Source organism: Exiguobacterium sp. RIT452, from assembly GCF_003598705.1.
Lineage (GTDB): Bacteria > Bacillota > Bacilli > Exiguobacteriales > Exiguobacteriaceae > Exiguobacterium_A > Exiguobacterium_A undae.
Window position 1 is genome coordinate 152,483 of record NZ_QXJB01000006.1, and the last position, 11,986, is coordinate 164,468.

The 11,986-nt window shown below is 48.4% G+C and carries 12 protein-coding genes and 7 tRNA genes; all 19 read right to left on the reverse strand.

All coding sequences use genetic code 11. The features are described from left to right. Positions 1 to 180 precede the first annotated feature (180 nt). Positions 181 to 780: a short chain dehydrogenase gene (locus D3D03_RS13420; RefSeq protein WP_119923837.1), complete on the reverse strand. Its 600-nt coding sequence runs from the start codon at positions 778 to 780 to the stop codon at positions 181 to 183. Positions 781 to 818: 38 nt separating this feature from the next. Continuing rightward, positions 819 to 1,028 carry a hypothetical protein gene (locus tag D3D03_RS13425; RefSeq protein WP_119923838.1) on the reverse strand — a complete coding sequence of 70 codons (210 nt, stop codon included), beginning with the start codon at positions 1,026 to 1,028 and terminating at the stop codon, positions 819 to 821. A 7-nt stretch (positions 1,029 to 1,035) separates the two neighbouring features. Next, positions 1,036 to 1,596, reverse strand: a complete 561-nt coding sequence (locus D3D03_RS13430) for an alpha/beta hydrolase (RefSeq protein ID WP_119923839.1) — start codon at positions 1,594 to 1,596, stop codon at positions 1,036 to 1,038. Between the two features lie 40 nt (positions 1,597 to 1,636). Beyond that, positions 1,637 to 2,218: a hypothetical protein gene (locus tag D3D03_RS13435; RefSeq protein WP_119923840.1), complete on the reverse strand. Its 582-nt coding sequence runs from the start codon at positions 2,216 to 2,218 to the stop codon at positions 1,637 to 1,639. Between the two features lie 19 nt (positions 2,219 to 2,237). Further along, entirely contained in the window at positions 2,238 to 2,771 is a 534-nt protein-coding gene (locus D3D03_RS13440; protein WP_119923841.1) for an Imm64 family immunity protein, read from the reverse strand. 91 nt (positions 2,772 to 2,862) lie between these two features. Continuing rightward, complete coding sequence (gene glmS / locus D3D03_RS13445; RefSeq protein WP_119923842.1) at positions 2,863 to 4,659, reverse strand: glutamine--fructose-6-phosphate transaminase (isomerizing); 1,797 nt, start codon at positions 4,657 to 4,659, stop codon at positions 2,863 to 2,865. Positions 4,660 to 5,305: 646 nt separating this feature from the next. After that, a complete protein-coding gene (gene glmM / locus D3D03_RS13450) occupies positions 5,306 to 6,661 on the reverse strand; it encodes a phosphoglucosamine mutase (protein WP_119923843.1) in 1,356 nt (451 codons plus the stop codon). Positions 6,662 to 6,690: 29 nt separating this feature from the next. Further along, complete coding sequence (locus D3D03_RS13455) at positions 6,691 to 7,977, reverse strand: CdaR family protein (RefSeq protein ID WP_026834282.1); 1,287 nt, start codon at positions 7,975 to 7,977, stop codon at positions 6,691 to 6,693. Beyond that, the gene (gene cdaA / locus D3D03_RS13460; protein ID WP_119923844.1) at positions 7,977 to 8,837 is read right to left on the reverse strand and encodes a diadenylate cyclase CdaA; all 861 of its coding nucleotides are present in this window, start codon (positions 8,835 to 8,837) and stop codon (positions 7,977 to 7,979) included. The genes D3D03_RS13455 and cdaA overlap by 1 nt, the downstream gene beginning before the upstream one ends. An 80-nt stretch (positions 8,838 to 8,917) precedes the next feature. After that, positions 8,918 to 9,532, reverse strand: coding sequence for an anti-sigma factor (locus tag D3D03_RS13465; RefSeq protein ID WP_026834284.1), 615 nt, complete (start codon positions 9,530 to 9,532; stop codon positions 8,918 to 8,920). A 16-nt stretch (positions 9,533 to 9,548) separates the two neighbouring features. Then, a complete protein-coding gene (gene sigW, locus D3D03_RS13470; RefSeq protein ID WP_026834285.1) occupies positions 9,549 to 10,112 on the reverse strand; it encodes an RNA polymerase sigma factor SigW in 564 nt (187 codons plus the stop codon). Positions 10,113 to 10,237: 125 nt separating this feature from the next. Next, on the reverse strand, positions 10,238 to 11,146 hold the full coding sequence (gene rocF, locus D3D03_RS13475; RefSeq protein ID WP_119923845.1) for an arginase: 909 nt from the start codon (positions 11,144 to 11,146) through the stop codon (positions 10,238 to 10,240). Positions 11,147 to 11,365: 219 nt separating this feature from the next. Then, a tRNA-Ala gene (locus D3D03_RS13480) sits at positions 11,366 to 11,441 on the reverse strand. A 17-nt stretch (positions 11,442 to 11,458) separates the two neighbouring features. Then, positions 11,459 to 11,530 (reverse strand) — tRNA-Gly (locus D3D03_RS13485). A gap of 6 nt (positions 11,531 to 11,536) precedes the next feature. After that, positions 11,537 to 11,609, reverse strand: a tRNA-Lys gene (locus D3D03_RS13490). Between the two features lie 4 nt (positions 11,610 to 11,613). Then, positions 11,614 to 11,697 (reverse strand) — tRNA-Tyr (locus D3D03_RS13495). A gap of 35 nt (positions 11,698 to 11,732) precedes the next feature. Next, a tRNA-Thr gene (locus tag D3D03_RS13500) sits at positions 11,733 to 11,805 on the reverse strand. A gap of 13 nt (positions 11,806 to 11,818) precedes the next feature. After that, positions 11,819 to 11,893, reverse strand: a tRNA-Glu gene (locus tag D3D03_RS13505). 2 nt (positions 11,894 to 11,895) lie between these two features. Next, positions 11,896 to 11,970, reverse strand: a tRNA-Asn gene (locus tag D3D03_RS13510). Positions 11,971 to 11,986: the final 16 nt, after the last annotated feature.

Below are 11,986 nucleotides of genomic sequence, written 5' to 3' on the forward strand. Positions count from 1 at the left end.
TGTGAATCTATTTCTCGACAAGATGATCATGAACCGTGAGATGACACGATATGTTTTTTTTAATAATCTCTTTATCTGCTTCTTGATTTCGCTGGTTCTGACAAATATCTTTTATTTACAATCCTTAATGAGCTGACAACAAGACCGCCCACTTGATCCGAGTGAGCGGTCTTGTTGGATTCAATAAACTTCGTAGTTTTGTCCTGTTTGTGCCCCTTCGACGCTTTTCTCAAATGCTGTCGCGACACGCGATGCCGGAACAGCTTCGAAACCACGGAAAAATGGTCCATACTTCTCGAGTGACTCAATCAACACGTTTGGACTGACACTGTTGATCCGAATCCCCCGTGGCATCTCAATCGCCGCGGCATGAACAAACGCTTTGACCCCGCCGTTCGCAAGAGCAGCGGACGCGCCTTGCCGAATCGGATCGTCCATCATGATACCGGTCGTCAATGTAAAGCTGCCCCCGTCCCGAACCGTCTCCAAACCAAGCAGGACGAGATTGACCTGACCCTTTAGTTTGCTGTCGATTCCGATCTGGTTTAACGCCGGTGTCAAATCCGTCAACGGTCCAAAATGTGCCCCGCCGGTCGCACTGACGACGGCATCGACCGGACCGACTGTTTCATACATCGCTCGGATACTGTCTTCCGACGTGATGTCGACTTGGACATCCACACCCATCCGCCCGGCCTGGATGATTTCATGCCGCTCCCCTAATTGTGCGATGACGGCTTGCCCGATCGTTCCACTTGCCCCAACTACTAAAATTCTCATGATGTATTCCCCTTTCTCATGTAACTTACCTATCTAGCCTACTGCACAGCAGGTGACAGTTTCAAGGAAGCCCTCTCCTGCAGCGGATGGGTGTTCAAGAATACGAGAATCTCTTCGAACAGACGATTTTTATCCCGATCAAGTGTCAGCAAATGTCTGCTGTTCGATAATAAAACTTTTTTTTGATCACGACTCGCAATCCGTGCCTCGATCAAATCGATACTGGCATGATACACTGCATCATCCATTGCCCCTTTAAACAAAGCAACAGGTTGTGTGACGTCCGGAAGATACATTTGTGTCTGCAGAATAAATTGTTGCAGGGCGATCAAGTTTTTTTTCCGGTCGCGGAAAATGTACCGCAATGAAATCAGTAATCCATTTTTTTGTCCGATTTTCGAATTGAAAATAGCGTTCCGTATACCGAAGCAACCGGTGTTCGAGTCCTTCAATCGTTCGTTCGAGAACCGGTGTCGACAGCAGAATTAAACCCTGGCAAATCGGATTATTTGAAAGACGGAGCGCCATTACACCACCCAGTGATTGACCAATTACATAAATGCTGTCATGTCCTTCCTGTCGTAAGAAAGATACGGCTTCCTCGACGGAGTCCCAGATTTCATCAATTGTTGAAGCAAATAAATGTTCCGGCGACTCCCCGTGCCCGGCATAATTGGGGGCGTAACACGTATAACCGGCTGTATGTAAAAATCGGGCGAGTCCACGCATCTCGTTTGCACTGCCAGTGAAGCTGTGCAGCAGCAAAACTGCCGGTTTGGGACCTTTCAGATAAAGATTTTTTGACTTTGTGATCATCTACCTGCCCTCCTTATGTAAAAAGTCATTCATACGCTATTTAAAGAGTCAATGACATGCCCGTTCGCAAGAAATACAGAATCCGAAAACCGACATAGGTCGAATCCTTACGCTGCTCATTTGTTTCGCGGTAATAGGCATTCCAGTAACTGATGATTCGCTGCTCAATCCGTTCAAGATAGACTTCGTGTCCTTCTCCTTCAACAAAGGAACGTAATCGTACCTCTGGCCAGTTATGTACGATCGGTTCGATTCGTTGGAGAATTTCTTTGACGTATTCTCCGGTCAGTTCCAACAGATAAAGCAACACCCAGTCTGCAGTTGCCTGTTCGTCTTCCAGCAGACGGACGTATTTTTCCCGGACATAGCCGTCATGGTGACGTGTATACATACAGTACAGCAACCAGCGTTGGGATTGGGATAAGGTGTGGATTTTTTCTTCTGTTACTTCATCAAAGTACATGCGGGACGGTAAAATCAACGTTTCTTGCCAATACGCAATTTCAATTGTCCCCGAAATCGTGGGTCTGAACCATCGGCGCGGTAAGAGACGTGTCACGACTTGTACATCTTCCGCACAGGATTGCGGAAAGGCTTGAACCCAGTTTTCCTTGATACTCATCTGCTTCACTCCTTTTGTTCTATCGTGTCGTCAGTCCATCAATTTTCCAACTGTTTTTCATCACTTTTTCTCCATGCCAATAGAGGATGGCGTATCCTGCATCTATTTGTTTCTTTTCTTTTGGATGGATTTCGATTTCACTATCGTAATCACAAAAAGCGTATTGAAAGCGGGTCACATCGGTCAGTTGCTGCATGAACTGAATCGCGATGTCTTCTAGTCGATCGATCCCGACTTCTTCAAATCGCATTTCATTAAAGGAAAGAACAAAACCAAAAAACTGCTGTTCTTTTTGAATACTGATCATAATCGGAATTTCTTTCATTTCATGGCAAGCCGTTAGACAGATTGCTACTTCACCGTAGTAATAACGAGTGAGTAGGGCACAATCCACCTCTTTTTGATGACTTTCCACCCACTTTTCCCCGTCTTCGTCTAAAGAAACGTGGGAGTGCAGGATTCGTGCCCCTTGCTGTTCAAGATGGTGAAGGAGTCGGCTTAATTCCTTCTCGATTTGGTTTGTTTCATCATATACCAATCCGACACTGATCATTACGAGACGTCCCCCCCTTTTCTAACATATTTTGACCTATTAAAAATACCCTTTCAGATGGTTGCACCTGAAAGGGTATAAGATGAGTCAATTATTCGACTGTTACCGATTTCGCCAAGTTACGTGGCTTGTCGACGTCGCAATCACGGCCGAGTGCCGCATAGTACGAGATCAACTGAAGCGGTAAAACAGACAAGAGTGGTGACAAGAGCGGCTCGACTGCTGGGATGACGAATGCATCCGTCGGCAATTCGAGACCTTCTGCTGCGATGACACACGCGTTCGCGCCACGTGCGACGACTTCCTTGACGTTGCCTCGGTTGTTGAGGTGAACGTGTGGTTGTGTCACGAGGGCGATGACCGGTGTGTTGTCTTCGATCAAAGCGATTGGACCGTGTTTCAATTCGCCGCCGGCGTAACCTTCTGCTTGGATATACGAAATTTCTTTGAGCTTGAGAGCCCCTTCCATTCCGACATACGCATCTTGACCACGACCGATGAAGAACGCATTACGTGATTCAGACAAGTATTCTGAAGCGATCTCTTGGAACCGTTCTTTTTGTGACATGACGGACTCCATTGCGCTTGAGATTTTTCCGAGTTCTTTCATGAGATCGAAGTTCACGTCGACACCTTTTGCTTGAGCAAGGTCAAACGCAAGGACTGCGAGAACAGCGATTTGTGCTGTATACGCTTTTGTTGACGCTACGGCGATTTCAGGACCTGCATGCAACAAGAGCGTTGCGTTTGCTTCACGTGATAACGTTGATCCTGCAACGTTCGTGATTGTCAGTGCCGGGTGACCGAGTTTTTTCGCTTCGACGAGAACTGCACGGCTGTCTGCTGTTTCACCTGATTGTGAAAGGAAGAGGAACAATGGTTTCTCAGTCAAGAGCGGCATGTTGTAGCCGAACTCAGACGAGATGTGGACTTCTGTCGGGATACCCGCGATTTGTTCGATCAATTGTTTTCCGATCAATCCTGCATGGTAGCTTGTTCCGCAACCGATGATGTAGACACGGTCACGTCCGAGGACTAAATCACGGACTGACTGATCGAGTGTGATTTCGCCTGACTCGTTTTGGTATTTCTGAACGATGTTCCGGATAACTGCCGGCTGCTCGTCCATTTCTTTAAGCATATAGTGCGCGTACGTGCCTTTTTCGATATCTGATGCATCGATTTCTGCTGTATACGCCTCACGCTCTTTGACGTTTCCGTCTAAATCTTGGATTGTGACACTGTCACGCGTCAAGATGATCATTTCGCCGTCATGCAACTCAACGAATTGATCCGTTACTTGAAGCATAGCCATTGCGTCAGACGCAACAACGTTGAACGTACCGTCACCGAGACCAACAAGAAGTGGTGATTTGTTTTTTGCGACGTACAAGACATCCGGGTTCTCGGCATCGATTAAAGCGAGTGCATACGAACCGTGAAGCACACGAAGTGTTTGACGAAATGCTTCGACGACGTCGTTTGTTGCAGCAAAGTTCTTTTCAATCATTTGCACGATGACTTCTGTATCCGTGTCGCTGAGTAAATCAACATTGAGTTCTGCTTTTAACTGCTCATCGTTTTCGATGACACCGTTATGCACGAGTGTGAAACGTGAGGAAGCACTTTGGTGCGGGTGGGCATTCGGTACACTTGGGACACCGTGTGTCGCCCAACGTGTGTGACCGATTCCAACAAGACCGTCTGCTTCTGCAGGAACAACTTCGCGTAGCGCAGCAATCCGGCCGACTTCTTTATGGACTTGAACGCCGTCGTTGACGAACGCAAGACCGGCCGAATCATAACCGCGGTACTCGAGTTTTTCGAGTCCCTTTAATAAAATTTCCTTTGTGTTAACCTGTCCGATCATACCTACGATACCGCACATAATACATTCTCTCCCATTTACAAGTATTTCCCTGAAGAGGAAACGGCTCTTGTCGAGAGTTGTCATGACGCATCTGTTTGTCCGTCTAATCACTTAAACGATTTCAGATGTGTTTTCGGTACTGACATGGTACCGGGAGGCATCCGCCGAATGATTCGATAAACCTCCACCTCGTCAGCTGCCTATCACCTAGTCAGCCCTGGCGCTTTCATTTCTGTCCGACCCCGTTTCTGTCCGACTTTACAATCATACGAACTTTATTTAGAAAAAGCAAGAAAGGTAACGTATTTGTAACTATTCCCGATATTTTTCTAAACGATACCTCTAATACCTAGATTTTGTAAAAAACTCTTTTTTTATTTTTACTCTGTTTTTGCTTTTTGTCTTGTGTTCGTTTGATGATGCTTTTTTATCATGTAAAACAGAAATGCATTTTTCATGCGACTTCTACAGGAAAAGGAAGCTCCGCTTCCGCCAGGAACAGGCAAGATCGGTTGTCGAGAGACGACAGCTAGCTTACGTTCCGCCTGAGAAAAGCACGTGAAAACAAGCATTTCGACAGAGTCAGCTTGAACGCTGTCATAATCCCCCTGACAATCCGTCCAACAAAAAAAGGAGCGGATATTCATCCGCCCCTCCGATTTACTCAGTTTTCTTGTAACGCGTAGTTTTCACGGACAACGTTCGCGATCCGCTCAACGTACATGTCACACGCTTCTTGCGTCGGCGCTTCCGCCATGACACGGACAAGTGGTTCTGTCCCTGACGCGCGGACGAGGATCCGACCGTTGCCGGCCATTTCCGCTTCGACTTCCGCAATGATGGCTTGAACAGCCGGACCGTTCATCGCACCATTTTTATCCGATACGCGAATGTTGACGAGACGTTGCGGGAAAACCGGCATTTCTGCTGCGAGTTCCGACAACTTCTTGCCTGTCGCCTTCATGATTTGTAAGAGCTGAACGCCGGAAAGCATCCCGTCTCCTGTCGTTGAATAATCCATGAAGATGATGTGACCCGACTGTTCGCCGCCGAGTGTGTAGTTGTTTTTGCGCATTTCTTCGACGACATACCGGTCACCGACCGCTGTCTGTAACGCTGTCATACCGTGTTCTTCGACCGTCTTGTGGAAACCGAGGTTACTCATGACCGTCGCGACGATCGTGTTGTCCTTCAAGCGACCGATTTCGTTGAGGTACTTCCCGCAAATGAACATGATTTTATCGCCGTCGACGATTTCACCGTTCTCATCGATCGCAATCAAGCGGTCGCCGTCACCGTCAAATGACAGACCGACGTGTGCACCCTTTTCAAGGACGAATGCCGCGAGGTGTTCCGGGTGTGTTGATCCGACACCTTCGTTGATGTTGAGACCGTTTGGTGTTGTTCCGATCGTCGAGACTTCCGCTTCCAGGTCACCGAACAGACGTGGTGCAAGACTTGATGTTGCTCCGTGTGCGCCGTCGATTGCGACGTGGATGCCTGAGAAATCTTCATCCGAAGTCTGACGTAACATATGCAGGTATTTTTGTGCGCCTTCATAATAATCGTGGACAAAGCCGAGTTCTTTACCGGACGGACGTGGTAATGTATCTTCCACCTGATCCAGCAGGTCTTCGATTTCAAGTTCTGTCACATCATCAAGCTTAAAGCCGTCTGAACCGAAGAACTTGATTCCGTTGTCTTCGACCGGATTGTGTGACGCGGAAATCATGACGCCCGCTGTCGCATCCATTGTTTTCGTCAAGTACGCGACACCTGGTGTCGAAATGACACCAAGACGCATGACTTCCGCTCCGATTGACAGGAGTCCGGCAATCAGGGCGTTCTCCAGCATTTGTCCGGAAACACGTGTATCACGGCCGATCAAGACTTTTGGACGTGTGCTTTCGTGTTTCGTCAAGACATACCCGCCTGTACGACCAAGACGATATGCCAATTCAGGCGTCAATTCTACGTTTGCGACGCCGCGAACGCCGTCAGTTCCAAAATACTTACCCATATACTATTTCCTCATTTCACAAAGTTGATTTAATTGGCTTGAACCGAGGTCCGGGGCACCGCTTTGAGCGTGATGTCCATATGATCCGGACGGAGAACGTCAAAGGCTTTTGACGTCTGGTACGAAATCGGTAAGCCGTGTGTACCTTCTTTTAAGCCGGTCACATCAATGACCGCTTTGATATCCGTTGCATCAATCGAGGCAAGATCCGCCTCACTGCCGCGAACAACAAGATCAATCGTTTGTTCGTAATCGACCGTATACTTCGATTCATCAAAACCGTTCAACGTCACCGGAATACCGGAAATCGTTTTTTCGGCCCGATCTTCCACCGTTTCTGTCGTTGCTTCGGCGTTTTCCTTCTCGACGACGATACTGACCGTAATCGAAGTCGGTTCCATCGCCGTGACATTATCCGGTTCGATCAGCTTGACGGTTCGATCCACCGTCTTCGTTAATCCTTTTAAGGAGACCGCTTCCGTCGAAACGGAACCGATGCGCGACAATTCTTCTTTTGTTCCGTATAACCGGGCTTCCGTGATGACCGGAACGATTTTAACGACTTTATACCCTTTTTTGACGGCATCTTTTGTTTCGACATTAATCGGGACGGTTTTGCTTTCTTTGTAGACAGGCACCGTCACCTCAAGTTGCTCGGGGTCATAGGTCGCGCTGATCGCATTTCCGTTCGCATCGGTTGCTTTGACATTAAACGATTCCGTAAACGTCTCCGCTCGTCCGGTTACATCGATCGGGACTTGGATTGCGGTGATGGCTTGAAGCTTCTCCGCACCGCCGGTCACAGAGACCGTTTGTTGGGTCGGCTGTGCTTCGCCGACGACATACCCTTCGGCGATTTTGTTTTTATTCAACAGTGCCACTTGAACAGGCACTTCTTTTGTGACCTTTTTATCCAGGAATACTTCAATCGTTTCTTGTTTCGGTGTCACTTCAACATCTTTGCCGAACCCGTCGGCAGACAGTCGCACCCGGTGATACCCGGGATCCAGACCCGTCAAGTCAATCGACAGACCAAAGTCTTTAACGAGCCGGAGCATCGTCAAACTGCTGGATGGTCCTTTAACCGTCGTTTCGATGGTTTCTGGAATATTATAGGCGACCCACTGCGTTTCATCATAATTGACGGATACCGGTACGTCAAACTTTGCTGAGCCTTGACCGGCGATCGGCAACAGGCTCGCCGCATCACTTTTGACGGTCGAATTGGTTCCTGCCACCATCAGATACAACATGACGGCAAGCAAGACGGCAACGATGCGAAGAAACCAGCGTTCATTGAACCATTTTTCGAACATTATTTTTTCGCCCCCATCCAGTTCAAGAAGGAAGTATTCGTCGGTTCGGCTTTGACAATCGTTTCAAGTAACTTCGTCCGGAGCGATGCTTCATCCAGCTCCCGGTACAGACGACCATTGATGGCAAGGGAAACACCACCGGTTTCTTCTGATACGACCAACGTCACGCTATCCGTCACTTCGCTGACACCGATGGCTGCCCGGTGACGTGTTCCAAGATCTTTTGAGATATGTGCACTCTCAGAAAGCGGTAAGTAACAAGCGGCTGCCGCAAGTTTACCTTGTTGGACGATGACGGCTCCATCATGGAGGGGCGTGTTCGGAATAAACAGGTTGATCAATAACTGACTCGTGATTTGAGAACCAAGCGGAATGCCGGTTTCGACATATTCGCTGAGTCCCGTTTCCCGCTCGATCGTGACCAGTGCCCCGATCCGGCGTTTGGACATGTACTGTGCAGACGTGACCAATGCATCGACAATCCGGACTTGTTCGTCCTCGTCACTGATCGCGCTCCGTGAGAAAAATTTACTTGTCCGTCCGAGGTGTTCCAGTCCCCGGCGTAATTCCGGCTGGAAAATGATGATAATCCCGAGCAGACCGTACGTAATGATTTGGTTCAGCAGAAATTGTAACGTCTTCAGTCCGAAGAATCCGCTTAAGAACCAGCTAATCAAAATGACCGAAATCCCTTTGATCAATTGGACTGCTTTTGTACCTTTGACAATGATCATCAGACGGTAAATGACGAATGTCACGACCGCGATATCAATCACATCATTAATATAATCGTACCAATGTACGTTTTCTCCCAGTTTCAACAATTGAAATTGAAGTGGTTGCCAGTTGAAGTAATTCACCAACCGTGCCCCCTATCTCATCTGATTTAAACAGCTTTCATTATAGCACAAAGGGACGAGTTAGACTCGTCCCACCTGACTCATTCGAAGATTCGTTTAATTCCATACCAGACACGTTCAAACAGTTGATCGATCTGTTTGATCTCGCCCGTGACGTTTCCGGCACTCGCTGTATACGCTTTTCCGTCCACTGTCGTCACGTCACCGTTGACGTTGCCTTCAATGCGGACGTTTCCACCTTCAACGTAGAGGTCTTGATCGACCGTGACCCCTTCCGGTACGACGACTTCGCCGTTTTCTGCCACGATGCCGGGTACGTTCGTATAGGACAAGTCATGTTCTTCCTGTGTCAAGTATCCTCCAAGGCTGCCGACGGACAACAACATAAAGATCGAAGCGGCTGCAAGTAACGGATACTGCTTCATCTTCCCGCCGAAACGGGAGGATTTCCTGAGCGGAGTTACATTCGGTTGGTCCACCTGTTCGGGCAATTGTGCCAGCACGCGGGATGTAAAATCCGCCGAAAGCTTGGGTGCTGGAAGCGTGCGTAACTCAGCATCGAGGAGCCGATACTCTTCGAACTCGTCCATCGCATTTGCTTCCCGTAACTCCGCTTCAAGTCGTTTGAAGTCTTCCGGAGGTTGATTTTGATCTAAATAATCCTGTATCCGTTCATACACTTTCTCTCGTGTCATGATGAGTGCCTCCTTCTCATCGCTTCGCAAAATGCTTTTTCAAGGCTTCGCGTCCACGATGAATTCTAGTTTTGACAGTAGCGACAGGTAAATCAATCAGCTCACTGATTTCTTTGAGCGACAGATCTTCGATATATTTCAAGACAAGTGGAATCCGATACTTTTCAGGTAAACCGGCAATGGCTTCCCCCACATCTTGTCGTTGCTCGGAATCGATCACTTGATCTTCCGGCAACTGGTCCTTGCTTTCGAGCTGGGAATACAGTGTCAGTCCTTCAGTCCCTGACATCTCAGCATCAAGGGAATAATCGGGACGTTTCTTACGGAGTCGGTCAATCGACACGTTCGTCACGATCCGGTATAACCACGTTCGGAACTTCCACTGGGCATTATACGATTCAATTTTCGTGAATACACGGATAAAGGCTTCTTGCGTGGCATCCTCTGCTTCCATTCGATCACGTAAAACACGGAAGGCGACTAAAAAGGCACCTTCTTTATATAGATCAACAAGTGCCGCAAATGCATCACGGTCGCCCTGCTTCACCCGCTCTATCAAGCGTAGTGTTGTTTCTTCCACTTTGAATACCCCCCGCTCTATGCGGTCAATCTCTTATACGGAGTCGACCAACAAATGTTTCATCTCAATTTGAATTGTAACAAAAAAAACTTGAACTCTGACGAAAAGAGTTCAAGTTCCATCCATTATTTTACTAAACGATGGTTCCGCATATACTGGAGCAAGTTTCCAATCAAGTCATTCGCAAGGATTGCTGTCCCGTTTCCTTCTTCCAACAGCGGATTGACTTCAACGAATTCGGCTGCGATGAAGTCATCCTGCTCCGCACAATGACGTAAGACCGTTTGCGCATCCTCCAATAGAATACCGTCCGCGACGCGTGTCCCGGTTCCTTGGACAAGACTTGGATCAAGACCGTCCATATCAAAGCTGAGATAAAACGCGTCGGTCGTCTCTTTTAAATACGCAATTGCTTCTTCCATGATCGCGTCCATGCCGCGTGTCCGAATCGCGTCCATGTCATACACCCGGATTCCGAGACGATCGATCAGTTCCTGTTCCCCGGCGTCCACGTCCCGTAAACCGATAAAGACGAGGTGCTCCGGCTGCAGTTTGACCGCACTGCCGCCGATCTCGGTCAACCGTTGATGCCCTTCCCCTAACGCGACAGCAAGCGGCATGCCGTGAATGTTGCCGGACGGTGATGTTTCTGGTGTGTTCAAATCACCGTGCGCATCAAACCAGATGACGCCGAGACGCGGAACAGCTTGACGCAGACCGGCAATCGTTCCGATCGCCATGCTGTGATCGCCTCCGACGAGTAACGGGAAACGTTGCTCGGTCAGCGCATCGCGTACGATTAATTGTAAATCGTTTGTCGTATGGACGACACCTTCCAACCGTTTGAGCTTTGGATCTTCTTCCCGGACAGCATCTTCTGACAAGACAGCCGCTTCCCCATAGCGTGCTGCTTCTTGTCCGTGTACTGCAAGTGTTTCCAGCAAGCCTGCTTCTTCAACAGCAGCCGGTCCCTGTTCTGTCCCCGGTTTTCCTTGACCATAACGATACGGTACGCTGATATATGCAATGTTCATCGACCTGTTCCCCTTTACTCAGTAAGTTACTTTAATTGTAAGCGGTAACAACAGAGTGGTTCAACTCGACATAAAGACGCATGATTATACAGGAACAGACGACAAAAAAGCACCGTGAGTGCTCTCACAGTGCTTTCGCGTACGTACTTTAATTGCAGGCATTTCAAGTATAAAAAAACTTAAGTCGAACGAAACTCGCTTAAGATCTTTAAGCAAAATTGGTGGAGCCTAGCGGGATCGAACCGCTGACCTCCTGCGTGCAAGGCAGGCGCTCTCCCAGCTGAGCTAAGGCCCCAAAACATAAAAATAAAAAGCGGAAGACGGGATTCGAACCCGCGACCCCGACCTTGGCAAGGTCGTATTCTACCACTGAACTACTTCCGCAAAATATGAGCCATGCAGGATTCGAACCTGCGACCCTCTGATTAAAAGTCAGATGCTCTACCAACTGAGCTAATGGCTCGACATGGTGGGGGGGGGCGGATTCGAACCGCCGAACCCGAGGGAGCGGATTTACAGTCCGCCGCGTTTAGCCACTTCGCTACCCCCCCAGTTTGTCTAGGAACTATACAATTGAAAAAAACAGTGCCGGCAACAGGAGTCGAACCCGCGACCTACTGATTACAAGTCAGTTGCTCTACCAGCTGAGCTACACCGGCAAAAAATAAAAAATGGTGACCCGTACGGGAATCGAACCCGTGATACCGCCGTGAAAGGGCGGTGTCTTAACCGCTTGACCAACGGGCCATTGGCTCCGCAAGTAGGATTTGAACCTACGACCTACCGGTTAACAGCCGGTTGCTCTACCACTGAGCTATTGCGGAATAAATAAAAATAAAT

Bases quoted from the DNA above. Each gene is read 5' to 3' on its own strand.
- glmS (WP_119923842.1), bottom strand. From the start codon at position 4,659: ATGTGCGGTATCGTAGGTATGATCGGACAGGTTAACACAAAGGAAATT.
- D3D03_RS13465 (WP_026834284.1), bottom strand. From the start codon at position 9,532: ATGACACGAGAGAAAGTGTATGAACGGATACAGGATTATTTAGATCAA.
- D3D03_RS13455 (WP_026834282.1), bottom strand. From the start codon at position 7,977: ATGTTCGAAAAATGGTTCAATGAACGCTGGTTTCTTCGCATCGTTGCC.
- D3D03_RS13430 (WP_119923839.1), bottom strand. From the start codon at position 1,596: ATGATCACAAAGTCAAAAAATCTTTATCTGAAAGGTCCCAAACCGGCA.
- glmM (WP_119923843.1), bottom strand. From the start codon at position 6,661: ATGGGTAAGTATTTTGGAACTGACGGCGTTCGCGGCGTCGCAAACGTA.
- D3D03_RS13420 (WP_119923837.1), bottom strand. From the start codon at position 780: ATGAGAATTTTAGTAGTTGGGGCAAGTGGAACGATCGGGCAAGCCGTC.
- D3D03_RS13425 (WP_119923838.1), bottom strand. From the start codon at position 1,028: ATGGATGATGCAGTGTATCATGCCAGTATCGATTTGATCGAGGCACGG.
- D3D03_RS13435 (WP_119923840.1), bottom strand. From the start codon at position 2,218: ATGAGTATCAAGGAAAACTGGGTTCAAGCCTTTCCGCAATCCTGTGCG.
- D3D03_RS13440 (WP_119923841.1), bottom strand. From the start codon at position 2,771: ATGATCAGTGTCGGATTGGTATATGATGAAACAAACCAAATCGAGAAG.
- rocF (WP_119923845.1), bottom strand. From the start codon at position 11,146: ATGAACATTGCATATATCAGCGTACCGTATCGTTATGGTCAAGGAAAA.